The sequence below is a fragment of the Lentzea sp. NPDC055074 genome, from assembly GCF_053608005.1.
Genome location: NZ_JBSGUQ010000017.1, coordinates 142,274 through 164,390, shown reverse-complemented (window position 1 = coordinate 164,390; position 22,117 = coordinate 142,274). Strand labels below are relative to the sequence as shown.

The window sequence follows — 22,117 nt, the reverse complement described above, 5'->3', positions numbered from 1 at the left end:
GGCAAGACAACGATGAAGCGTCGCAACCTCACCGCCGCGGTGTGCCTCGCGCTCGCCGGTGCACTGACACTGTCCGCCTGTGGTGGCGGAGCAGCCGGAACCGGAGCGAGCGGGGTCGGCCCGATCGGTGCCGACCACCCGCGTGCCGACACCGACTTCTGGAACTCCTACATCAAGTACTTCCCGGACAAGGCCAAGGACCTCGGCCTCAACCTGCTGAACCCCACCAACTCGCAGAACAAGGTGGAGAACCTGGTCGCCAACGCGCAGTCCCTGCAGTCGCTGGGCGCCAAGGCGATCATCATGGCGCCGCAGGACACCGGCGCGATCGCGTCCACCCTGGACCGCCTGGAGAAGGCGAACATCCCCGTCGTCACCGTCGACACCCGCCCGGACAAGGGCAAGACCTACATGGTCGTGCGCGCGGACAACAAGGCGTACGGCGAGAAGGCCTGCAAGTTCCTCGGCGACAAGCTGGGCGGCAAGGGCAAGGTCGTCGAGTTCCAGGGCGCGCTCGCGTCGGTCAACGGCCGCGACCGCTCCGAGGCGTTCGCCGCCTGCATGAAGAAGGACTACCCCGGCATCACGGTGTTCGAGGAGCCGACCGACTGGGAGGGCCCGAAGGCGTCCGCGGCCCTGCAGACCCGGCTGAACCAGCACCCGGACATCAACGGCATCTACATGCAGGCCGGTGGCGCGTTCCTCACGCCGACGCTGCAGGTGTTGCGGCAGAAGAACCTCATCGTGCCGCCCACCGACCCGAAGCACATCTTCATCGTCTCCAACGACGGCATCCCGCAGGAGCTGGAGGCGATCCGCAAGGGCGAGATCGACGCGACCGTCTCGCAGCCGGCCGACCTCTACGCGCAGTGGGCGCTCTTCTACGCGAAGGCCGCGGTCGAGGGCAAGACGTTCCAGCCCGGCAAGACCGACCACGACTCGACCATCGTGGACACCGGCGGCGGCCGCCTGGAGGACCAGCTCCCGGCTCCGCTGATCACCAAGGAGAACGTCGACGACAAGGCGTTCTGGGGCAACCAGATCTGATGAGCGAATTCGCGGCTGTCGCGCGTGGCGTGACGAAGAGGTTCGGGCGGACGCTCGCGCTGGACGACGTGGGCATCGAGATCCGCGCCGGTGAGTCGCACGCGCTGGTCGGTCGCAACGGCGCGGGCAAGTCGACGCTGGTCTCGGTCCTCACCGGCATGCAGACGCCGGACACGGGCGAGGTCACCTTCTTCGGCGACCCCGCGCCGCCCGTCGCGGACAGCGCGGCGTGGCGCCGGCACGTCGCCTGTGTGTACCAGAAGTCGACGGTGGTGCCGGAGCTGTCGGTCGCCGAGAACCTGTTCATCAACAGGCAGGACCTCGGCGGCGGGCTGATCAGCTGGAAGAGGCTTCGCGCCGAGGCCTCGTCGCTGCTCGAGACCTACGACGTGGCGGTGCGGCCGGACGCGCTGGTGTCCACGCTGACCGTCGAGCAGCGGCAGCTCGTCGAGATCGCGCGGGCGCTGTCGATCGGCTCGCGGTTCGTGATCCTCGACGAACCGACCGCGCAGCTCGACGGCCCGGCGATCGAGCGGCTGTTCGACCGGATGAGGTCGTTGCAGGACAAGGGAGTGACGTTCCTGTTCATCTCCCACCACCTGCAGGAGGTCTACGAGGTCTGCCAGACGGTGACGGTCTACCGCGACGCGCGGCACATCGTCACCGCCGCGGTGGCCGAGATGTCGAAGCCCGCCCTGATCGAGGCCATGACCGGGGAGGCCGGCGGGTTGAACGTGCCCAGCGGTGACGACCGGCCGTCGTTCACCGAGGAGGTGCTGACCGTGTCGTCGTTGAGCGGCGACCACTTCTCGGACATCTCGCTGTCGGCGACGCGCGGTGAGGTCATCGGGCTCGCGGGCAGCGCGTCGTCGGGCAAGCACGAGTTCGCCGAGACCGTCTACGGACTGCGCAAGCCGTCTCTGGGCACGATCTCGGTCAACGGTTCGGTCGTGCGCGGTGGCGACGTCCCGGCCGCGTTGAAGGCCGGAATCGGCTGTGTGCCAAGGGATCGGCACCACCAGGGCCTCGTGCTGGACCTGTCGATCGCGGAGAACGCGACGATGAGCACGGCGAACGCGTTCGTGTGGCCGTCGGCGCAACGGTCGGCCGGCAGCACGGCGATCGCGTCGTACGACGTCAAGGCCGCGGGCCCCGACCAGCCGGTGTCGGACCTGTCCGGCGGCAACCAGCAGAAGGTCGTGATGGCGCGTGCGCTGGCCGGCGACCCGTCGGTGCTGGTGCTGATCAACCCGACCGCGGGTGTCGACGTGAAGTCCAAGGAGTCGCTGCTCGGGGTCGTCGACGCGCAGGCGCGGCGGGGCAAGGCGGCGATCGTCGTCTCGGACGAGCTCGACGACCTGCGGGTCTGCGACCGCGTGCTCGTGCTGTTCCACGGCGAGGTCGTGAAGGAGTTCGGCCGCGGCTGGCGCGACCAGGAACTGATCTCTGCGATTGAAGGAATGAGCACGGAATGACCAAGGCCATGACACCGCCGGTCTCGGCGACCGCGCCTTCGGAGAAGCAGAAGTTCCGGCTGGCGCGCTACCAGGACCTCGCTCTGGTCCCGGTGATCATCCTGTTGCTGGTCGTCGGGGCGATCCTCTCGCCGATCTTCCTGACGCCGGGCAACCTGATCGCGGTGCTGACCCAGCAGAGCGAGCTGTCGTTGCTGGTGCTCGGGCAGGCGATGATCCTGATCGTCGGCAAGATGGACCTGTCGCTCGAGTCGACGGTCGGTCTCGCGCCCGCGCTGGCGGTGGCGTTGATCATCCCGTCGTCGGCCGGTGGGCTGGACGTCGGGCTCGCGGCCTGGCTGGCGCTGCCGCTGTGCATCCTGATCGGCGTCGCGATCGGTGGCCTGAACGGGTTCCTGATCCTCAAGGTCGGCCTGTCCGGGTTCATGGTGACGCTGGGCATGCTGACGATGCTGCGCGGCCTGCAGCTCGCGATCACCGAGGGCAAGTCGCTGATCGACGTGCCGGAGTCGTTCCTGTACCTGGGTTCCACGACCTGGCTCGGGCTGCCGGCGGCGGTGTGGATCTGCATCGTCTGCTACGCCGTGGGCATCTTCGTGCTGAAGTACCTGCGCGCAGGCCGTTCGCTGTACGCCATCGGCGGCAACTCGGAGGCCGCGCGTGCCGCCGGCATCCGGGTCGACCGCGTGGTGTGGACCGTGCTGATCATCGGTTCGGTGCTGGCCGTGATCGCGGGCATCCTGATGACCGGACGGCTCGGGTCCGTCGCCGCCACGCAGGGCGAGGGCATGATCTTCCAGGTCTTCGCGGCCGCGGTGATCGGTGGCATCTCGTTGAACGGCGGCAAGGGCACGCTGTTCGGTGCGCTGTCGGGTGTGCTGATGCTGGGGCTGGTCGAGCAGATCCTGCGGTTGCAGGGCGTCTCCGGCTTCTACATCAAGGCCTCGTACGGTGCGGTGATCATCCTCGCGCTGATCGTGACGCGGTTCGCCACCGGGCAGAAGCAGGAGTGAGCGTTGGAGACCGTTGCGCTGCACACCCGGCTGCGCGAGGGACGCGAGGCCGACTACGACCGCATCCACGCGACGATTCCCCGGGAGCTGGACGGGGCGTTGCGCGAGGCCGGGGTGCGGTCGTGGCGGATCTGGCGTTCTGGGCGCGAGCTCTTCCACCTCGTCGAGGTCGATGACTACCGCGCGATGCGCGCGCATCTGGCCGAGCACCCCGCCAACGTTCCGTGGCAGGCTCGGATGGCCGAACTGCTGGAGGTCGAGGACGACTACTCCGGCGCCGAACCCGCTGTGCGACTCGTGTGGGAGCTGCCGTGAAGATCGATGTGTCCCGTCTGGGCTTCGGTGGCGCGCCGATCGGCAACCTGTACCGGGAGATCTCCGACGAGGAGGCGCTCGGGGCGGTCGAGGCGGCGTGGCAGACGGGCGTGCGCTACTTCGACACCGCGCCGCACTACGGGCTCGGGCTGTCGGAACGCCGGATCGGACTGGGGCTCGCCGGACGGCCGCGCGACGAGTACGTGGTCTCGACGAAGGTCGGGCGCGTGCTGGAGCCGTTCGACGGCGAAGGGTTCGACGACGAGGGTTTCGCGGTCCCGCGCCACTTCCGCCGGATCCGGGACTACTCGGCCGACGGCGTGAAGCGGTCGCTGGAGTCCTCTTTGGAGCGTCTCGGGACCGATCGGGTGGAGGTCGTCTACATCCACGATCCCGACGAGTACTGGGACGCGGCGTTCTCCGAGGCCTATCCGGCCCTGGAGTCGTTGCGGTCGCAGGGTGTCGTGGGTGCCATCGGCGTCGGCATGAACCAGTGGGAGATGCCGGAGCGGTTCGTCCGCGAGACCGACATCGACGTGGTGATGCTGGCCGGGCGGTACACGTTGCTGGAGCAGCCTTCGCTGCCCTCATTCCTGCCTTTGTGTCTGGAGCGCGGTGTTTCCGTGGTGGCGTGCGGGGTGTTCAACTCCGGACTGCTGTCCAAGCCCGAGGTGGCCGCCGACGCGAAGTACAACTACGAGGACGCGCCCGCTGCCCTGGTGGCACGGGCCCGGGCCGTCGCCGAGGTGTGCTCGCGGCACGGCGTGACGCTGCCCGAGGCGGCGATCCAGTTCGCTCTCGGGCATCCGGCGGTGGTGTCGGTCGTGATCGGGGCGCGCAACTCCGGGCAGATGACCTCGAACGCGGCCTACTTCTCGGCGCCGATCCCCGCCGGGCTGTGGGCCGAGCTGAAGTCGCTGGGGCTGCTGGGCGAGGAGGTTCCGACGCCGTGATCGTCGACGCTCACCACCACCTGTGGGACCTGTCGGTGCGAGACCAGGACTGGATCACCGACCCGCCGATGGGCGTGATCCGGCGGTCGTTCCTGGAGCCCGACTTCGTCGCGGTGGCGTCGGAGGTGTCCACGTCCGTGCTGGTGCAGACGGTGTGCGTGCCGGAGGAGACGCCGGAGTTCCTCGCCGTGGCGGCCTCTTCGGACGTCGTCGGCGCGGTGGTGGGCTGGGTCGACCTGACGTCCGCGGCTGTCGGTGACGCCCTGACGGCGTTGGTGGACTCGCCCGACGGCTCGTGGCTGCGCGGGATCCGGCACCAGGTGCAGGGCGAGCCCGACCCGGAGTGGTTGTGCCGCAAGGACGTCTGGCACGGGCTCGCCCAGGTCGGCGCGCACGGGCTGGTCTACGAGCTGCTGACGCTGCCGCACCAGTTGCCGGCCGCGCGCCGGACCGTGGCGGCGTTGCCGCAGGTGGGGTTCGTGGTGGACCACTGCTCGAAGCCCGCGATCGGAACGGATCCGGGGGAGTGGGCCGCGTCGATCCGCTCGCTGGCGGCGCACGAGAACGTGACGTGCAAGCTGTCCGGGCTCGTCACCGAGGCCGACTGGACGTCGTGGAGCGTCGCCGACCTGCGGCCGTACTTCGAGGTCGTGCTGGACGCGTTCGGCCCCGAGCGGCTGATGTTCGGCTCGGACTGGCCCGTCTGCCTGCTGGCCGCGACCTACGACGAGTGGCTCGGTGCCGCCCGGGAGTTGACCTCCGAGCTGTCTCCCGACGAGCAGGCCTCGATCTTCGCGGGCACCGCCGGCCGGGTCTACGCGCTCTGAGCACGGTCACCGACCGCGGCTGTGCCGGTCGCCGAGTGTCCCGATCGACGTTGTCAGAGCCCCGGCACCGGGGCGTGGATGTGAACCGCACCACCTCGTGAGCGACGAGCCCCGTGGGATGTTCAGTCGGGTGCTCGAATACCCCCGTGGGCAGCGGAGTCCTCGCTTTGCCCGAAGCGACGCGCGTGCCATTCTGCGGACCGCGGCCGCTCGCCGGCAGCGGGACGTCACACGGAAGAGAGAGCGCGCATGCAACGACGGGCGCTGCTGGGTCGCGAGACGGAGCGCCGTGCACTGGCCGCCCTGGTCGAGCAGGCCGCCTCGGGGTCGGGCGGCGCTGTGGTCGTCCTCGGCGCCCCCGGCATCGGCAAGTCGGCGTTGGTCGCGGAGGCGGCGGCGCAGGCCGCCGACCACGGGACGCGGGTGATCACGGCGGTGGGCGTGGAGTCGGAGGAGGACGTGCCCTGCGCCGGCCTGCACCAACTGGTCCACCAGCTCCGAGACGGGATCGACGACCTGCCGGCGCCGCAACGCGCTGCCCTGCGCGCGGCCGTCGGGCTCGTCGACGAGTCCGTGCCGGACCTCTACCTCGTCGGCCTGGCCGCACTGACCCTGCTGTCGGACGCGGCCGTGAAGGCACCGCTGCTGGTGGTCGTCGAGGACGCCCACTGGATGGACCGGGACAGCCTCGACGTGCTCGGGTTCGTCGCGCGGCGGATCGAGTCCGACCCCCTCGCCCTGGTCGCCGTCACCCGCTGCCTCGACGACCGGCTCGGCTGCGCCGGGCTGCCCGTGCTGCACCTGGACCCGCTGACGGACGAGGTGTCGGGGGAGCTGCTCGACGCGGTCGCCCCCGGCCTGGGGCAGCAGGTGAGGCGGCGACTGCTGGTGGAGGCGGCCGGGAACCCGCTGGCGCTGACCGAGCTGCCGGTCGCGCTGCGGTCGGTCGGTGGTGCCTACGCCCTCACGCCGGGGCCGCTGCCGTTGACCGAGCGGCTGGAGCGGACCTTCACGGCACGCGTCTCCCGGCTTCCGGCCGACACACGGGCGGTCCTCCTCCTCGCGGCTCTCAACGGTGACGGAACGATGGACGAGTGCCTCGCCGCCGCTGCCCGGATGCTGGGGACCGCGGTCGGCGTCGCCGCCCTCGAGCCGGCGGTCGGCGCGGGCCTGCTCGAGCCCTGGGGGATGGTCTTCCGGCACCCGCTGGTCCGTTCGGCGATGCACCACGCCGCGACGGCCGCGGAACGCCAGGCCGCGCACGCCGCTCTCGCCCACGAGCTCCAGGGCCGGCCCGACCGGCAGGCGTGGCACCGCGCCGCCGCCACCGCCGGTCCCGACGAGCACGCGGCGCGGGATCTCGACCTCACCGCCGGCAGGGCCGTGCGGCGCGGTGGCGTCGGCGCGGCACTGGCCGCGCTGCGGCGAGCGGCCGAGCTGACCGCGGACCCCTCCGCTCGCGCGGACCGGCTGCTGCGCGCGGCCGAGCTCGCCCTGGAGTCGGGCCAGAGCGACGTCGCGGCGCACCTGGTCGCCCGGGCGCGCTCGCTGGACCTGTCGGTCCGGGACCAGGGCCGTGCGGCCTGGGTCGGCATCGCCCTGGTCGAAGGGGCGGCGCAGGGGGAGGGCACCGCGACCGCCGAGCTGGCCGAGCTGGCCGTCGAGATCGCCGCCGGTGGTGAGCCCGTGCTCGGACTGCGCATGCTGTGGGGCGCGGTCCTGCACTGCTTCTGGGGAGAGCCGGGACCGGCCGCTCGGCTGCGGGTCGCCGCCGCGGCGGGCCGGATGTCCGTGGACGCGGACAACGCCGACCTGGTGGCCCTGCGGGCGTACTGCGCACCCGTCGAGAGCGGACGAGCGGCCCTCGAGGCACTGGCCGGTCAGCTGGAGCGCTCGTCCGAGGACGCCGAGGGCGACCAGCTCCTGGGCGCCGCCGCGGTGACGGTGGGCGCTCCCGCCCTGGCCGGCCGGCTGACCGCGAGGTCGCTGGACCTGCTCCGGGCACAGGGACGTCTGTCGATGCTGGCCCGGGCGCTGTGCGTCCAGGCGGGCAGTGCCGCTCGTCTCGGCGACGTGCGCGCTGCTCACCTCGCCGCCGAGGAGGCCGCGGAGCTGGCCCGGGAGACCGGTCAGCCCCTCGTGCACGCCATGGTGCACGCCATCCGCGCACAGATCGCCGCCGTCTGCGGCGACCCGCGGGCGGAGGCGTGGGCAGCGGAGGCGGAGCGCACCGCTCTGCCCTGTGGCGCGCGTCCGGCACTGGCCATCGTGCAGATGGCCCGCGGCCAGGAAGCACTCTGCCAGGGGCGCTACGGCGACGCCTTCGGTCACCTGCAGCGCGTCTTCGACCCCGTCGATCCCGCTTTCCACCCCTGGCTGCGGTTCTACGGGGTCGCCGAACTGGTCGAGGCGGCCGTGCGCAGCGAGTTCTCCGAAGCGGCGCGGGAGGTTCTGCGGGAGCTGACGCCTCTCGCGGAGGGGACGCCCTCGCCCGCCCTGCACTGCGGGGTGAGCCTGGCCCGAGCCCTGCTCAGCCCGCCGGACGCCGCCGAGCAGCTCTACCGGGCGGCCCTCGACGCCGTGCCCGTCGACTGGCCGTTCGAACGGGCGCGGGTGCACCTCGCCCTGGGCGCGTGGCTGCGGCGGCACCGGCGGCCCGCGGACTCCCGCGTCGTCCTGCAGGCCGCCCGCGAGGTCTTCGACGCGCTCGGCGCGTCGGCCTGGGCGGAGCGGGCACGCCAGGAGCTGCGCGCGGCGGGCACGTCCTCACCACGCCAGGACCCGGCCGCCGTCGACCGGCTCACGTCGACCGAGCTGCACGTCGCCCAGCTCGCCGCGCAGGGGCTCACCAACCGGGAGATCGGCGAGCGGCTGTACGTCTCGCCCAGGACGGTGAGCACGCACCTGCAACGGATGTTCCCCAAACTGGGCGTGACGTCACGGGGCGAGCTCGCCTCGGTGCTGCGCGGCACGATGACGTACGCCGAAGACGTAGTCCAACGGACGCGGCCGGCCCTGCTCGCTCCCTAGGTTTCGTGCCGTGCCCGATCCGCACACGGCGGACGGGCGGGAAGGCACCATGGGAACCATCACCGTCGGCACCGAGGGCTCGACCGATGTCGAGCTGTACTACGAGGACCACGGCTCCGGCCAGCCGGTCGTCCTGATCCACGGCTACCCGTTGGACGGGCAGTCGTGGGAGAAGCAGACCGACGCGCTGGTGAAGGCCGGCTACCGGGTCATCACCTACGACCGCCGGGGCTTCGGCCGGTCGAGCAAGACCATGACGGGCTACGACTACGACACCTTCGCGGGCGACCTCGACAAGGTCCTGACCCGGCTCGACCTGAACGACGTCGTCCTCGTCGGCTTCTCGATGGGCTCGGGCGAGGTCGCCCGCTACCTCGGCACCTACGGCTCGCAGCGCGTGGCGAAGGCGGCCTTCCTCGGCGCGCTCCAGCCGTTCCTGCTGCAGACCGAGGACAACCCCGCGGGCGTGCCGCAGTCGGTGTTCGACGGCATCGCCGCGCAGGCCGAGGCCGACCGCTACGCCTGGTACGAGAACTTCTTCGTCGACTTCTTCAACACCGACGAGACCCTCGGGTCCCGTCTCAGCGACGCCGCGCTGCGGGCGAACTGGGCCACCGCCATCGCCTCGGCGCCCGTGGCGGCGTACGCGTGCGTCCCGGCGTGGCTGACGGACTTCCGGGCCGACGTGGAGCGCATCGACGTGCCGTCGCTGATCCTGCACGGCACCGCCGACCGCATCCTGCCGATCGACGCCACCGCCCGCGAGTTCCGCCGCCGCCTGCCCGACGCGCGCTACGTCGAGATCGACGGCGCGCCGCACGGCCTGCTGCTCACCCACGCGGCCGAGGTCAACGCCGCCCTGATCGCCTTCCTCACAGACTGAGAACCGGACATGCACACGCTCACCCACCGCACCACCGCTCTGCTGCTCGTGTTCCTCGTCGCCGCCGGTCTCACCCTGTTCGGCATCTCGAACGCGGTGGCCGCCTACCCGGCTGCCGGGCAGAAGCCCACGATCGTCCTCGTCCACGGCGCCTTCGCCGACGGCGCGAGCTGGAACCCCGTCATCGAACGGTTGCAGCGACGCGGTTTCACCGCCGTCGCCGTGGCCAACCCCCTGCGCGGAGTCGCCTCCGACGCCGAGGCCCTCGACGCGCGTCTCGCCGCCATCGACGGCCCCGTGGTGCTCGTCGGCCACTCCTACGGCGGCGCCGTCATCACCAACGTGAAGGCACGTTCCCCGAAGGTGAAGGCTCTGGTGTACGTCGCCGCCTTCGCCCCCGCCGAGGGGGAGGCAGCGGCACAGCTCGCCGCGAAGTACCCCGGCGGCACGCTGGGCGAGACGCTGGCACCGGTCCCGCTGCCCGACGGCTCGGCGGACCTCCACATCAAACCCGCGCTCTTCCGGCAGCAGTTCGCGGCCGACGTCCCGGCGCGGCAGGCCGCTCTCATGGCCAGCACCCAGCGACCCATCCGGGACGCCGCCCTGAACGAGGCGTCCGGCACGCCCTCCTGGGCGAGCGTCCCCTCGTGGTTCCTGCTGGCCGGTGCCGACAAGAACATCCCCGTGCGGGCGCAGAAGTTCATGGCCGACCGAGCCGGCTCACGCACCACCGTGACGGTCGACGGAGCCTCGCACGCCGTGGCGGTCTCGCGTCCGAACGCGGTCGCCGAACTGGTCCTCCGCGCCGCGGGCTGACGCCCTCCCGGCCCCGCGACCAGGAGGGTCGCGGGGCCGGTCCGACCGGCCACCCCCTGCTGTCCCGACGAAGGAAAGTCATGCGCTTCAGCCCGTCCGTCGTGCTGTCCCGGATCATCGAGGGCACGCTCGTCCTGCTCGGTTTCCCGATCTTCTTCCTGGACGACCTCAGGTGGATCGCGTTGTGGGACGTCCTCGCCGTCGTCTACCTCGCGATCCGCATCATCCGCCTCAGGCGCGGCAAGCGGGCGGGCGACGACCAGGGCGCGTGGGTCAAGACCGCGCTGGGCCGCCGCAGCGGCACGCTGTTCACGTTGATCACCAGCGTCATCGGGATCATGGCCGGCCTGCTCATCGTGGTCAGCGAGGAGGGCAGCCAGGAGGCCATGAACGGCAAGATCGTGGGTGTGCCCGCGGTGCTGCTGGCGTGGGGGATCCTGCACTTCGGCTACGCCGACCGCTACGCGCAGGCGTACTACGCCGCCCTGCCCGAGAAGCTGCTGGTGTTCCCCGGCACCGAACACCCCACGTTCATCGACTTCGCGTACTTCTCGTTCACCGTCGGCACCACGTTCGCCGTCTCCGACGTCGAGTCGCACACCTCCGGGATCCGGCTGCGGCTTCTCGCGCACGGCGTGCTGTCGTTCGTCTACAACACCGCGATGCTCGGCATCGCCATCGGCGTGATCGGCGGCTGATCACGCCGAACGTCCACCCGGCTCATCTCCGATGCCGGATCGAACACGCCTCCTCGCGCCACCCCCCGCTGCCTGGAAGTGGGCTGGTGGGGGAAGGTCGACGTGCTCCTCCGGTGCTGCAGCTAGGCGAAGAGGGCGTTCAACTCGTTGATCAGCTCCGGCGTCGCGCCGACGAGCGGTTCGCGGACCGGGCCGGACGGCAGGCCGAGCAGGTTCAGCGCGGCCTTGACGGCGACGGCACCGGGCTCGCGGGTCATGATCGCGGTGATCACCGGCAGCAGCGCCTGGTGGCGGCGCAGGGCCTCCTTGTTGTCGCCCTCGTCGTAGGCGTCGAGCATCGCCTTGATCTCGTTGCCGACGACGTGGCCGACGGTGCTGACCGTGCCGACGCCGCCGATCGAGTACAGCGGCAGGATCAGCTCGTCGTTGCCGGAGTAGTAGTCGAGGCCGGTCTCGGCGATCACGCGGGCGGTCGCGAGCAGGTCGACCTTGCAGTCCTTCACGCCGACGATCCGCGGGTGCTCCGCCAGCCTCAGCAGCGTCTCGGTGTCGATCGCGGTGCCCGTGCGGCCGGGGATGTCGTAGAGCAGCGCCGGGAGGCCGGACGCGTTCGCCACCTGCCGGAAGTGGTTCTCGACGCCCTCCTGCGTGGGCTTGCTGTAGTACGGCGTGACGACCAGCAGGCCGTCCGCGCCGCTCTCCTCGGCCTGCTTCGAGAGCTCGACGGTGTGGCGCGTGGAGTTGGTGCCGACACCCGCGAGGATCTGCGTCCGGTCGCCGACGGCCTCCTTCACGGCCCTGATGATCTGCGCCTTCTCGGCGTCGGTGGTCGTGGGCGCCTCGCCGGTCGTGCCGTTGACGACCAGCCCGTCCGCGCCACCCTTGTCGACGAGGTGCGCGGCCAGCTCCTGCGCACCCTTGAGGTCCAGGTCACCGTCGGGGGTGAACGGGGTGACCATCGCTACCAGCACTCGTCCGAACATGACTCCAGCGTGGCTCCAGTTTTCGCAAAGTTCCAGTTAGAAGTTCTGCTCGGAACGTTAAGCTGAGCTTTGTGTTGGATGTGCGACGGTTGAGATTGCTCCACGCTCTGTCGGTCCACGGCACGGTCACGGCCGCCGCCGAGGCCCTGCACGTGACCTCGCCGGCGGTCTCCCAGCAGCTGGCCGCCCTGGAACGCGAGGCCGGGGTCGCCCTGGTCGAACGGGACGGGCGGCGGCTCGCGCTGACCCGCGCCGGGCATGTTCTGGCGGCCCACACGCAGCTGGTGCTGGACCAGCTGGCCGCGGCCGAGGCCGACCTGGCCTCGCTGCGCACGTCCGTCTCGGGTGTCGTGCGCGTCGGGGCGTTCGTGTCCGTCGCCGCCCTGCTGCCGCGCGTGATCCAGGTGCTGCGGCAGGCGCACGGGTCCGATGTGGAGCTGTTCGTGCACGAGATGGAACCGGAGGCGTCGCTCCCCGCCCTGCGGCGCGGGGACGTCGACATCGCGGTGATCCACTCGTACAACATCATGCCGCGGTCGCTGCCCGAGTCCTGCGAGTCGTTCGAGCTGTTCGTGGAGCCCGTGAACGTGGCGCTGCCGTTGAGCGACCCGTTGGTGCAGCAGGACTCCGTCGACCTCGCGGTGCTGGCCGACCGGCCGTGGATCATGCCGCGCACCGACGCCTCGTGCCACGAGCTGACCCAGCGGGCGTGTGGCGCCGCCGGGTTCGTGCCGCGGGCGCAGGCCTACTGCGACGACTTCGGGGTGATGTGCGGGCTGGTCGAGGCCGGGCTCGGGGTGGCGCTGGTGCCGTCCGTGGCGCGGCGGCCCGGGGTGGCGTTGCGGCCGTTGAAGCAGGAGGTGTTCCGGACCGTGTCGGCGGTGGTGCGGAACCGGGCCGACGGGCAGCCTGCCGTGCGGGCGGTGCTGGAGCAGCTACGCCAGGTCTAGGCGCGGTGAGAATCTCAGATTCCAGATCACGCCGATACCGTTTCATTCGTGTCCGAACCCACCTTCCGGCAGCGGCGCCTCGGCAGGGCTCTCCAGGCGCTGCGCGAGAGGGCGCGGCTCAGCCAGAAGGACATCGCCGAGCGGCTGCGCTACAACATCGCGAAGGTCAGCCGCATCGAGAACGGCCAGGTCCCGGACTACAGCGCGTTCGAGACGATGCTCGACGTCTACGGCGTGATCGCCGACGACCAGGAGCCGTACGTCGAGATGTGGCAGCTCGCGGACGAGAAGGCCTGGTGGCACCAGTACCGGCTGGAGGATCAGGGCTACATCAGCCTCGAACACGACGCCACGGTGATCCTGACCTTCCAGGCGAGCTATGTCCCTGGCCTGTTGCAGACGATGAGGTACATGCGCGCGCTGTTCGCCAGCGTGCGGTCGCCTCGGTCGAAGAAGTGGGTCGAGGACCAGATCGCGATTCGAGCACGCCGACGGCAGCGCCTCGAGGCTGACAAGCCGGTCCGGTACCACGCGATCGTCACGGAATCCGCGCTTCGCCACGCAGACCGGGAACAGCTGGCGTACATCAACGAGGTGGCCGGGCTGCCCAGCGTCACGGTGCAGGTCATCCTGGACTCGGTGGGGCTGCACGAGGGGTACAACGGTTCGTTCACCCTGCTGGATTTTCCTTACCCCAGCGACCCCCGCGTGCTGTACGTCGAACACACCGAAGGGTCGATCCACATCGAGGATCCGGCTCGGGTGAAGTCGGCTACCCTCACCTTCAAGCACCTCTCGAAGCTGGCGTTGACTCCGGAGGAGTCCGCCGCGTTGATCGAGAGGTTGGCTGCCGAGAGGTAGGGATCGAAGTGTCCGTCGTGTGGCGCAAGAGCAGCCGTAGCAACAGCGGGGGAAACGGCGACTGCGTCGAGGTGGCGCTGAACAGCTCCACCGCGCTGGTGCGTGACTCCAAGAACACGCCGTCGACCATCGTCGTACCGGGCTGGGGCGTGTTCCTGGACGCCGTCAAGCGCGGCGACTTCGACTAGGCCAGGTCCGACAACCACTGCTCCACGCCGGCCACGTGCACCGTGGACCAGCTGCGCGCCAGCTCCGGCTGATGGGCGGCCAGCGCGTCGACGATGGCGCGGTGCTCGGCGACCGTGCGGTCGACGGCGTTCGACTGGGTGATGCCGCGCCAGATCCTCACCCGCACGGTGGGGCCCGCCAGCGTGTCGAGCAGCTGCGCCAGGTAGGCGTTGCCCGAGCACTGGGCGATGGCGCGGTGGAAGTCGAGGTCGTGCTCGACCAGTTCCTCCACGGACTTGGCGCCCTCGGCGGCGTCGCACAGCGCGCGGAGCTTGACGATCTCGTCCGCGTCCACCCTCTGGGCGGCCATGGCGGCTGCCGCGGGCTCGAGGATGCGGCGGACTTGGAGGACTTCCAACACCGAATCTTCGCCGCGGTGCAGGTCGAGCACGAAGGACAGCGCACCGAGCAGGTCGTCGGCTCTGAGCGAGGAGACGTACGTGCCGTCGCCCTGCCGGACGTCCAACACCCGGACGAGTGACAGCGCCTTCACCGCCTCGCGCAGCGAGTTGCGCGACAGACCAAGACGTTCTGCCAGGTCAGCCTCACGTGGGAGGCGATCGCCGGGCTTCAGCTCGCCCGAAACGATCATCTCTTTGACGCGCAGGATCGCGTCGTCGGTGACTGCCACGGCACCCTCAACTCGTCGTAGACCTCGGATGTCTGGGGACCAGTATGCGCCACGGATGGTCATCTTCGTGGCACGCCGGTCATTTCGGACCTCATTCACCAAGTGGTTTGTGAGATGGTTATCTAGTAACGACACGTGACGTGAACCCCTGTTGTGGCCATAATGGTCTGGACCATTCAAGGAGGGATCTTGGACGCCGTTGTCGCAGCACCGCGCGCTTTGCTCGGTCGCACGATCGTCGGTCCTGCCTCGGTGCGGATCAGGGACGGCCGCATCGTCGAGGTGACCACCGGTGAAGCACCACCCGGCGCGGAGGTCCTGTCCGACGGCCTGCTGACGCCGGGCCTGGTCGACGTGCAGGTGAACGGCGCCGTCGGCGTCGACTTCGCCGAGGTGGACGCCGCCGGAATGCGTTCCGTGGCCGAAGCTCTGCCGTCCACCGGTGTGACCCGGTTCTTGCCCACGTTGATCACCGCACCGGTCGACGTGGTGTTGAGGCAGGCCAGGGCCGTGCTCGCCGCTTCCGCCGCACTGCCGGACGGAGTGGGTGCCCGGCCGCTGGGCGTACATCTCGAAGGCCCCTTCCTGTCGCCCAAACGGGCAGGGGTGCACGACCCGTCGTTCATGGTCGAGCCTGGTCCTGACCAGATCTCGGCGCTCCTCGACGACGAGCTCATCCGCCGCGCCCTGCGGATGGTGACGATGGCTCCCGAACAGCCCGGTGGTCTGGAGGCGGTCCGCCGTCTCGTCGAGGCCGGCGTGCTCGTCGCGGTGGGCCACTCCGATGCCACGGGTGAGCAGACCCGTGCCGCCGCGGACGCGGGTGCCCGGATGGTGACGCACCTGTTCAACGCCCAGAGGCCGTTGGGACACCGTGAACCCGGTGTGCCCGGCGTGGCTCTGGTCGACGAACGCTTCACCCTCGGGCTGATCGCGGACCTCGCCCACGTGGGTCCTGACGTGTGTCGTCTCGTGTTCAACGCCGCCGGGGCACGAGTCGCACTGGTCACCGACGCCGTGGCCGCCGCAGGGATGCCGCCCGGCCGCTACCACCTCGGTGGTGCGGACGTGCTGCTCACCGAGGACGGTGTGCCGCGGTCGCCGGAGGGCACGATCGCGGGTTCGGCGCTCACGCTCGACCGCGCCGTGCGCAACATCGTGTCCGTGGGTGTTCCTGTGGCGGACGCTCTCGCCTCGGCGACCATCGTGCCCGCCGAGGTCATCGGCGAGTCCGGTCTCGGTCGCCTGGCGCCGGGTGCCGTCGCGGACCTGGTGTGGTGGGACGACGACCTGCGGCCCAAGAAGGTCTGGGTCGACGGTCGGGTCGTGTTCGACGCGGCGGTGCCGGCCGTGCCGGTCGCGGCCGGGTACGCCACCGCGGGGCAGTAGGACGAACGACGAGGGGCGCCTTCCCGGAGTGGATCGGGGGAGGCGCCCCTCGTCGCGTTCAGATCCAGTTCGTTGCGATGATCGTTGCGTTGGATTTCCATCCCGTTGCAACGAAATAGTCGATGTCGAGCACGGGGCTGGGGACGATGCGGGACGCACAACGGCGGCACGATGGGCCACGCCGCGTTGATGTACCCGACGGCGGCAGGACCCTGACCGCCGCGCTGAACTACGTCGACGACGCGGACCTGTCACTGGCGCAGGCGTTCCAGGCCGTCACGAAGAAGCTCGTCGAGGACGTTTTCGGCTGAGAGAACGAAAAGAGCCCCGCCTGGGGGGACCAGGCGGGGCTCTTCGGTTCGCGCGATCAGAGCGTGCGCGTGACCTTGTTCAGGCCGCGAGGGCTGTCCGGGTCGCCGCCGCGGGCGAGCGCCAGGCCGTGGGCCAGGCGCTGCACGGGCAGGATCTCCAGGACCGGTGCCACTTCCTCGGCCGTCTCCGGGATCGCGATCGACAACGTCGCTCCGACCTTCTCCGAGGCCGAGCCGACGGCCACCACGTCCGCGCCGCGCTGGTGCACCACGTCGAGGGCGTCGCGCAGCGAGTCGCCGCCCTTGCCCAGCGAGGTGATCGCGAGGACGGCCGTCTCGCCGTCCACCGCCGCCACCGGACCGTGCAGGAGGTCCGCGCCGCTGTACGCGCGGGCCGCCAGGTACGAGGTCTCGGCCAGCTTCAGCGACGCCTCCAGTGCCGTGGCGTAGGAGTAGCCGCGGCCCGTGGTGAGGACGCGGTCCACGAAGCGGTACCGGCGGACCGCCTCGTCGACGGTCGGGGTCGCCTGGTCCAGGGTCACCTGGGCCAGCTCGCCCAGTGACGCCGCCGCCTCGCCGTTGCCGCCGCGGACGGCGTCGATGAGCAGGTAGAGCGCCAGCAACGTCGCCGAGTAGGTCTTGGTGGCGGCCACCGCGTGCTCCACGCCCGCCGAGACGTCCACCGAGAGCTCGGCGGCCGCGTTCAGGGGCGAGGAGGCGGTGTTCGTGACGGCCACCGTCAGGGCGCCGCGCCTGCGGTAGGAGGCGGTGACCTCCAGCAGGTCGGGGGAGCCGCCCGACTGCGAGACCGTGACGAGCAGGACGTCGCGGAGGTCCGGCTCGGCGCCGTACAGCGTCGTGGTCGACGCCGAGACCAGGCCCGCGGGGAGCTGGAGCAGGATCTCCGTCAGGTACTTGGCGTAGATCGCCGCGTGGTCGCTCGAGCCGCGGGCCGCGAAGAGCACGAAGCGCGGGGCCCGTTCCCGGATCACGGCCGCCACCTCGGCGATCGTGGAACGCGAGGCGTAGAGGTCGGAGAAGATCGACGGCTGGGCCGCGATCTCCGCGGCCATGTGCCGGCCTGGCTGGGGCGTGGTCATGTCGTGCCTTTCAGGATCAGCTCGGCCGCGGCTCGGAGGCTCACCCGAGAACCGCCGTGGGTGTCGATGCGGGCGACGCTGCCCAGGTCTGGACCAGGCACGCCGGTTTCGACGTGCACGACGTCCTTGCCCAGATTAGTTAAGTTTGTTACCAGTTGTCGAGCGCCAGTGTGGCGGTGGGCGTCCCGGGTCACGACCACAATCGTGCGGTCACCTGCGGTTTTCGCAACTTCTTCCGCGGGGACGTCGCGCACCGCGATCACCTCCGTGCCCGGAAGTACCTCGCGCAGGTAGGGGCCGAGGCCCCACGGGACGTCGCCGACCGCGATCGACGGGTCCACCACCAGGTCGACGACGACCGGGTCCGCACCGACACTAACCCGGCCCCGCACCTCGACAGCGCGTCGAGCGGCTGTGAGACCGATCTCGGCGTCGTGGGCGTCCACGGAGGTGGGCGGAAGGCCCAGGGCCAGGGAGCGGGCGGCGGCCTGGGTCAGGCGTTCCTCGGACAGGTCGCCGGACTTCACGGCCGCGACGATCGAGTCGATCAGCCACTGCAGGTCCTCGTCGTCGAGGGACATGCCGCCGAGGCACAACGAGTCGACGCCCGCGGCCAGCGCGCGCACGGCACCGACGGCCAGGTCTCCGCCGACGGCCTTCATGTCCAGGCCGTCCGTGATCACCGCGCCGGTGAAGCCCAGCTCGGTGCGCAGCAGGTCGATGGCGTGCTTGTTCAGCGTCACCGGCGCCGGACCCCACTCGGGGATCACGAGGTGGCCGGTCATGATCGAGCGGACGCCCGCGTGCACGGCCGCCTGGAACGGGACGAGCTCCACGGCCCGCAACTGCTCCTCGGTGCGGGGGAGCACCGGCAGCTGCTCGTGAGAGTCCTCAGTGGACGCTCCGTGGCCCGGGAAGTGCTTGGCGCAGGCGGCGACGCCCACGGCCTGCAGTCCCTCCACCCACGCGGCGACGTGCCGCGCGGCGACCACCGGGTCCGAGCCGAACGCGCGGACGCCGATGATCGGGTCGTCCAGCGTCAGCACCAGATCCGCGGAGGGCGCGAGGTTCAGCGAGATCCCGCACTTCGCCAGCCGCGCGCCGATGGACGCGGCCACCGAGCGCGTGAGGTCGAGGTCGTCCACCGCGCCCAGGGCGTGGTTGCCCGGCACCTCGGAGCCGCGACCCGCGTCGAGACGCGTGACGTCGCCGCCCTCCTCGTCGATGCCGATCACCACGTCCGGGCGCACCGAACGCAGTTCGGTGCACAGCTTCGTCACCTGGGCGTCGTCGACGACGTTGCGTCCGAAGAGCACAACGCCGCCGAGGCCGTCAGCGACCCGCCGCAGCAACCAGTCGGGGGCGGTCGTTCCGGTGAAGCCGGGAAGCAGAACGGCAGCGGCCAACTGATCCACGCGTCATCCCTTCACAGCACCGGCGGTGACGCCGGCGACCATCTTGCGTTGCACGATGAGGAAGAACACCAGCGCGGGCACGGTGAACAGGGCGGACGCGGCCATCGCGCCACCCCAGTCGGTGCCGAACGCGGTCTGGAACCCGGACAGCCACACGGGCAGCGTCTCGCTGTCCTGGCTGCGGATCAGCACCTTGGCGAAGAGGAACTCGTTCCACGCCGTGATGAACGCGAACACCGAGGTGGCCACGAGACCCGGTCCGAGCAACGGCAGCGTCACCTTCTGGAACGCTCCCCAACGGCCGCAGCCGTCGACCATCGCGGCCTCTTCGAGCTCCGCGGGGATGCCGTTGACGAACCCGCGCAACGTCCACGCGCAGAACGGCAGCGTCACCGCGAAGTACACGAGGATCAGCGACGTGAGGTGCTCGTAGAGCCCGAGGTCGCGCATCATCAGGAACATCGGGATCAGCAACGCCTCGAACGGCGCCATCTGCGCGACGAGCATCAGCAGCACGAAGCTCTTGCGGCCGCGGAAGGCGAAGCGCGACATGGCGACCGCCGCCGTGATGCCGATGACGATCGCCGCGACGACCGCGGTCAGCGTCACCAGGAGGCTGTTGCCGAGCGAGGACAGGAAGCCCGGCTTCGTCCACGCCGTCACGAAGTTCGTGAACGTCACGGAGAACGGGATCAGGTCGTAGTCCGACGTGATCGTCGAACCCTTGGGCTTCAACGCCGACGTGACCATCCAGTACGTCGGGAAGATGAAGAACAGCGCGAGAGCGACTCCCGCGAGGTTCGCCGCGGACTTCTTGAGCATCAGATCTTGCCCTCCTCCGTCTGCAGCAGCTTGCGCAGGTACTGGAACGTGATCAGGCCGAGGATGACCATCATCAGCACGGAGATCGCGGCCGCGACGCCGAAGTGGCTCTTCGCGATGCCTTCCAGGTACTGCAGCACCGGCAGGGTCGTGCTCTCACCGCTGGGACCGCCCTCGCGGAACACCCAGATCTGGGCGAAGACCTTGAAGTCCCACAACGTCGACAGGAACGTCACCATCATCAGCAGCTGCCGGATCTCCGGCCACGTCACCGCGCGGAACGTCTGCCAGCCCGTCGCGCCGTCGATGCCCGCCGCCTCGTAGAGGTCACGCGGGATGCCGACGAGCCCTGCGTAGAGCGAGAAGGCGAGGAAGGGGATCGCCTGCCACACGATCAGCAGCCCGACGACGGACAGCGTCGACGTGCCGGAGGAGAACCACGAGTAGCCGGCGAAGGAGTCGAAACCCAGCTGCACCAGCGTCTTGTTCAAGATGCCGTAGTTCTGGTCGAACATCCACTGGTAGACCGTGGTGGACGCGAGGATCGGCATGGCCCACGCGCAGAGCATCGCGATCTGCAGCGCGACCCTGACCCACGGGGTGAGCACACGCATCAGCAGTGCGATCCCGAGGCCCATGCCGACGGAGGCGACCACGACGGAGACGGTGAACACCAGGGTGCGCACCGAGACGTCCCAGAACCGTTCGTCCTGGAGCACCGTCACGTAGTTGTCGAGCCCGGTCCACACGATCTCGCCGCGGACCAGTTCACCGAGGTTGAGCTGGCGGAAGCTCGTCACGAACACCGAGACGACCGGCCAGCCGATCAGCCAGAGGATCGCGATGAGCGCGGGAGCGAGCAGCAGGTAGGGCAGCGCCCGGTCGAAGGCGCTGCCACGGCGGCGGCGCTTGCGCGCCCCACCCGTCACGGCAGGCGGCAGCGCCGGGGGGATGGTCCCCGCCGGCGCTGCCGTTTCGGTCGTTTTGACGGCCGTCATCTCAGCTGGGCTAGCCCAAGGCCTTGGTGATGGCGTCGCTCGCGTCCTTGGTCGCCTGGTCCAGCGGCTTCGCGCCGGACAGGTACGCGGTGAGAGCGTCCTTCAGCGGGTTCTGGCCCGCCTCGACGGCGCCCCACTTCGGCGAGCTCGGGGTGACCTTGCCGTTCGGCGCGGAGGCGGCGAGCGCCTTGCCGACCGCGTTGGTCTCGAGCTTCGAGGTGTCCTTCGAGGTACCGGGAACCGCGCCACCCTCGGCGAGCATGTCCTGGTACTTCTTGGACGACAGCAGCGACAGCCACTTCTTGGCGGCGGCCGCGTTCTTGCTGGCCGTCGGGATGGCGAGGTTCGAGCCACCGAGGAACACGGGGGCGGACGAGCCGGCCTTCTTGGACGGGATCGGGAACGCCGCGGTCTTGTCCTTGAGCTCCGGCTTGTCCTTGACGGCGCTGCCGAGCTCCCACGGGAGACCGATCATCATGCCGACGTTGCCGGTCTCGAAGACCTCGTACTGCTGCGGCTTCGCCTCGTCGGTGTCAGCCGGGGCCTTCTTGGCGGCGGAGGCGTCGTAGAGGGCCTTGTAGGCCTCGAAGCCGGCCTTGGACTGCGCGCTGTCGAGCGTGCTCGTCCACTTGCCGTTGTCCTGCTTGGCGATGTCGCCGCCCTCGTCCCAGATCAGGGACAGCAGGAAGTACCAGGACTGGCCAGGCAGGTACAGGGCCTGGAAGTCCGGGTTGGACGCGTTCGCGGCCTTCAGCTTGTTGATCGCGTCGATCCACTCGGCACGCGAGGTCGGCGGCGTGGTGATGCCGGCCGCCTGGAACAGGTCCGTGCGGTAGATGACGGTGCGGTTCGCGGCGTAGAACGGCACGCCGAACTGCTTGCCGTTGAGCGTCAGCGAGTCCTTCAGACCGCCCAGCCACTCACCGCTGTTGAACTGGCTCGCGTCCGCGGTCAGGTCGGCCAGGGTGCCCTGGTCGGCGAAGCCCGCGATCTGGGTGTTGCCGAGTTCGATGACGTCCGGCGGCGTGCTGCTCGCCAGCGCGGTGGTCAGCTTCTCCTGGATGCCGGTCCACTTCTGGACCTCGTACTTGACCTTGATCCCGTTCGCCGACTCGAACTCCTTGTTCAAGGCGTCGGTCAGGGTAGTCGGCGCGGAGCCGTCCATGAGCCACACGGTGATCTCTTTGGTCTCCGTGGTGCTACCGCTGTTCGTGCTCGTGCCACAGCCTGACACGGCCACTGCCAGCGCGGCGGCACCAGCAGCGAGTCCTCTCCAGCCCTTCACAGTTCGCGCCCTTTCACCAAGCCCGGCTCTCGGCCGAGCGGTCCAAGTGGTGTAGACCAATGCGGAACAGCGTGTGCTGCGTCACCG

General features: G+C 70.1%; 22 protein-coding genes. 15 read left to right on the top strand and 7 right to left on the bottom strand.

The features are described from left to right. The first annotated feature begins 12 nt into the window (after positions 1–12). The 10 genes from ACWF7A_RS32385 (at position 13) to ACWF7A_RS32340 (ending at position 11,057) form a co-directional block, all read left to right on the top strand. Positions 13–1,047 (top strand): sugar ABC transporter substrate-binding protein, encoded by a 1,035-nt coding sequence (locus tag ACWF7A_RS32385; protein WP_452254300.1) that lies wholly within the window; start codon positions 13–15, stop codon positions 1,045–1,047. Beyond that, the gene (locus ACWF7A_RS32380; protein ID WP_452254299.1) at positions 1,047–2,522 is read left to right on the top strand and encodes a sugar ABC transporter ATP-binding protein; all 1,476 of its coding nucleotides are present in this window, start codon (positions 1,047–1,049) and stop codon (positions 2,520–2,522) included. Before ACWF7A_RS32385 ends, ACWF7A_RS32380 begins: the two co-directional genes overlap by 1 nt. Beyond that, positions 2,519–3,535, top strand: a complete 1,017-nt coding sequence (locus ACWF7A_RS32375) for an ABC transporter permease (protein ID WP_452254298.1) — start codon at positions 2,519–2,521, stop codon at positions 3,533–3,535. The genes ACWF7A_RS32380 and ACWF7A_RS32375 overlap by 4 nt, the downstream gene beginning before the upstream one ends. Before the next feature lie 3 nt (positions 3,536–3,538). Further along, entirely contained in the window at positions 3,539–3,850 is a 312-nt protein-coding gene (locus ACWF7A_RS32370; RefSeq protein WP_452254297.1) for an L-rhamnose mutarotase, read from the top strand. Next, on the top strand, positions 3,847–4,803 hold the full coding sequence (locus tag ACWF7A_RS32365) for an aldo/keto reductase (RefSeq protein ID WP_452254296.1): 957 nt from the start codon (positions 3,847–3,849) through the stop codon (positions 4,801–4,803). Before ACWF7A_RS32370 ends, ACWF7A_RS32365 begins: the two co-directional genes overlap by 4 nt. Then, positions 4,800–5,630, top strand: a complete 831-nt coding sequence (locus tag ACWF7A_RS32360) for an amidohydrolase family protein (RefSeq protein ID WP_452254295.1) — start codon at positions 4,800–4,802, stop codon at positions 5,628–5,630. The genes ACWF7A_RS32365 and ACWF7A_RS32360 overlap by 4 nt, the downstream gene beginning before the upstream one ends. 249 nt (positions 5,631–5,879) lie before the next feature. Beyond that, a complete protein-coding gene (locus ACWF7A_RS32355; RefSeq protein WP_452254294.1) occupies positions 5,880–8,660 on the top strand; it encodes an ATP-binding protein in 2,781 nt (926 codons plus the stop codon). A gap of 10 nt (positions 8,661–8,670) precedes the next feature. Further along, the gene (locus ACWF7A_RS32350) at positions 8,671–9,543 is read left to right on the top strand and encodes an alpha/beta fold hydrolase (protein ID WP_452254293.1); all 873 of its coding nucleotides are present in this window, start codon (positions 8,671–8,673) and stop codon (positions 9,541–9,543) included. A gap of 9 nt (positions 9,544–9,552) precedes the next feature. Then, the gene (locus tag ACWF7A_RS32345) at positions 9,553–10,359 is read left to right on the top strand and encodes an alpha/beta fold hydrolase (RefSeq protein WP_452254292.1); all 807 of its coding nucleotides are present in this window, start codon (positions 9,553–9,555) and stop codon (positions 10,357–10,359) included. 80 nt (positions 10,360–10,439) lie between these two features. After that, positions 10,440–11,057 (top strand): DUF1345 domain-containing protein, encoded by a 618-nt coding sequence (locus tag ACWF7A_RS32340; protein ID WP_452254291.1) that lies wholly within the window; start codon positions 10,440–10,442, stop codon positions 11,055–11,057. A gap of 122 nt (positions 11,058–11,179) precedes the next feature. Here the strand turns inward: ACWF7A_RS32340 and dapA are convergent, their stop codons facing one another. Continuing rightward, positions 11,180–12,040, bottom strand: a complete 861-nt coding sequence (dapA, locus tag ACWF7A_RS32335; RefSeq protein ID WP_452254290.1) for a 4-hydroxy-tetrahydrodipicolinate synthase — start codon at positions 12,038–12,040, stop codon at positions 11,180–11,182. 89 nt (positions 12,041–12,129) lie between these two features. Between dapA and ACWF7A_RS32330 the strand changes: the two genes are divergently transcribed. From ACWF7A_RS32330 to ACWF7A_RS32320, 3 genes are read left to right on the top strand one after another with little or no spacing between them, the layout of a single operon-like run. Beyond that, the gene (locus ACWF7A_RS32330) at positions 12,130–12,990 is read left to right on the top strand and encodes a LysR substrate-binding domain-containing protein (protein WP_452254289.1); all 861 of its coding nucleotides are present in this window, start codon (positions 12,130–12,132) and stop codon (positions 12,988–12,990) included. A 48-nt stretch (positions 12,991–13,038) separates the two neighbouring features. Beyond that, positions 13,039–13,851 (top strand): helix-turn-helix domain-containing protein, encoded by an 813-nt coding sequence (locus ACWF7A_RS32325; RefSeq protein WP_452254288.1) that lies wholly within the window; start codon positions 13,039–13,041, stop codon positions 13,849–13,851. Between the two features lie 8 nt (positions 13,852–13,859). Beyond that, the gene (locus ACWF7A_RS32320; protein ID WP_452254287.1) at positions 13,860–14,039 is read left to right on the top strand and encodes a DUF397 domain-containing protein; all 180 of its coding nucleotides are present in this window, start codon (positions 13,860–13,862) and stop codon (positions 14,037–14,039) included. Here ACWF7A_RS32320 and ACWF7A_RS32315 read toward each other — a convergent pair. Then, on the bottom strand, positions 14,036–14,710 hold the full coding sequence (locus tag ACWF7A_RS32315; RefSeq protein ID WP_452254286.1) for a FadR/GntR family transcriptional regulator: 675 nt from the start codon (positions 14,708–14,710) through the stop codon (positions 14,036–14,038). The genes ACWF7A_RS32320 and ACWF7A_RS32315 overlap by 4 nt on opposite strands. A 189-nt stretch (positions 14,711–14,899) precedes the next feature. Between ACWF7A_RS32315 and nagA the strand changes: the two genes are divergently transcribed. Next, positions 14,900–16,099, top strand: coding sequence for an N-acetylglucosamine-6-phosphate deacetylase (gene nagA / locus ACWF7A_RS32310; protein ID WP_452254285.1), 1,200 nt, complete (start codon positions 14,900–14,902; stop codon positions 16,097–16,099). 122 nt (positions 16,100–16,221) lie between these two features. Then, on the top strand, positions 16,222–16,410 hold the full coding sequence (locus ACWF7A_RS32305; RefSeq protein ID WP_452254284.1) for a hypothetical protein: 189 nt from the start codon (positions 16,222–16,224) through the stop codon (positions 16,408–16,410). A 56-nt stretch (positions 16,411–16,466) separates the two neighbouring features. Here ACWF7A_RS32305 and ACWF7A_RS32300 read toward each other — a convergent pair whose 3' ends face one another. Genes ACWF7A_RS32300 through ACWF7A_RS32280 form a run of 5 tightly spaced genes read right to left on the bottom strand, consistent with a single transcriptional unit; the run spans position 16,467 to position 22,030 of the window. After that, complete coding sequence (locus ACWF7A_RS32300) at positions 16,467–17,510, bottom strand: SIS domain-containing protein (RefSeq protein ID WP_452254283.1); 1,044 nt, start codon at positions 17,508–17,510, stop codon at positions 16,467–16,469. Beyond that, complete coding sequence (locus ACWF7A_RS32295; RefSeq protein ID WP_452254282.1) at positions 17,507–18,925, bottom strand: glycoside hydrolase family 3 protein; 1,419 nt, start codon at positions 18,923–18,925, stop codon at positions 17,507–17,509. Before ACWF7A_RS32295 ends, ACWF7A_RS32300 begins: the two co-directional genes overlap by 4 nt. A gap of 3 nt (positions 18,926–18,928) precedes the next feature. Continuing rightward, on the bottom strand, positions 18,929–19,747 hold the full coding sequence (locus ACWF7A_RS32290) for a carbohydrate ABC transporter permease (protein WP_452254281.1): 819 nt from the start codon (positions 19,745–19,747) through the stop codon (positions 18,929–18,931). Continuing rightward, on the bottom strand, positions 19,747–20,745 hold the full coding sequence (locus ACWF7A_RS32285; protein WP_452254280.1) for a carbohydrate ABC transporter permease: 999 nt from the start codon (positions 20,743–20,745) through the stop codon (positions 19,747–19,749). Before ACWF7A_RS32285 ends, ACWF7A_RS32290 begins: the two co-directional genes overlap by 1 nt. A 10-nt stretch (positions 20,746–20,755) precedes the next feature. Beyond that, entirely contained in the window at positions 20,756–22,030 is a 1,275-nt protein-coding gene (locus ACWF7A_RS32280; protein ID WP_452254279.1) for an extracellular solute-binding protein, read from the bottom strand. Positions 22,031–22,117: the final 87 nt, after the last annotated feature.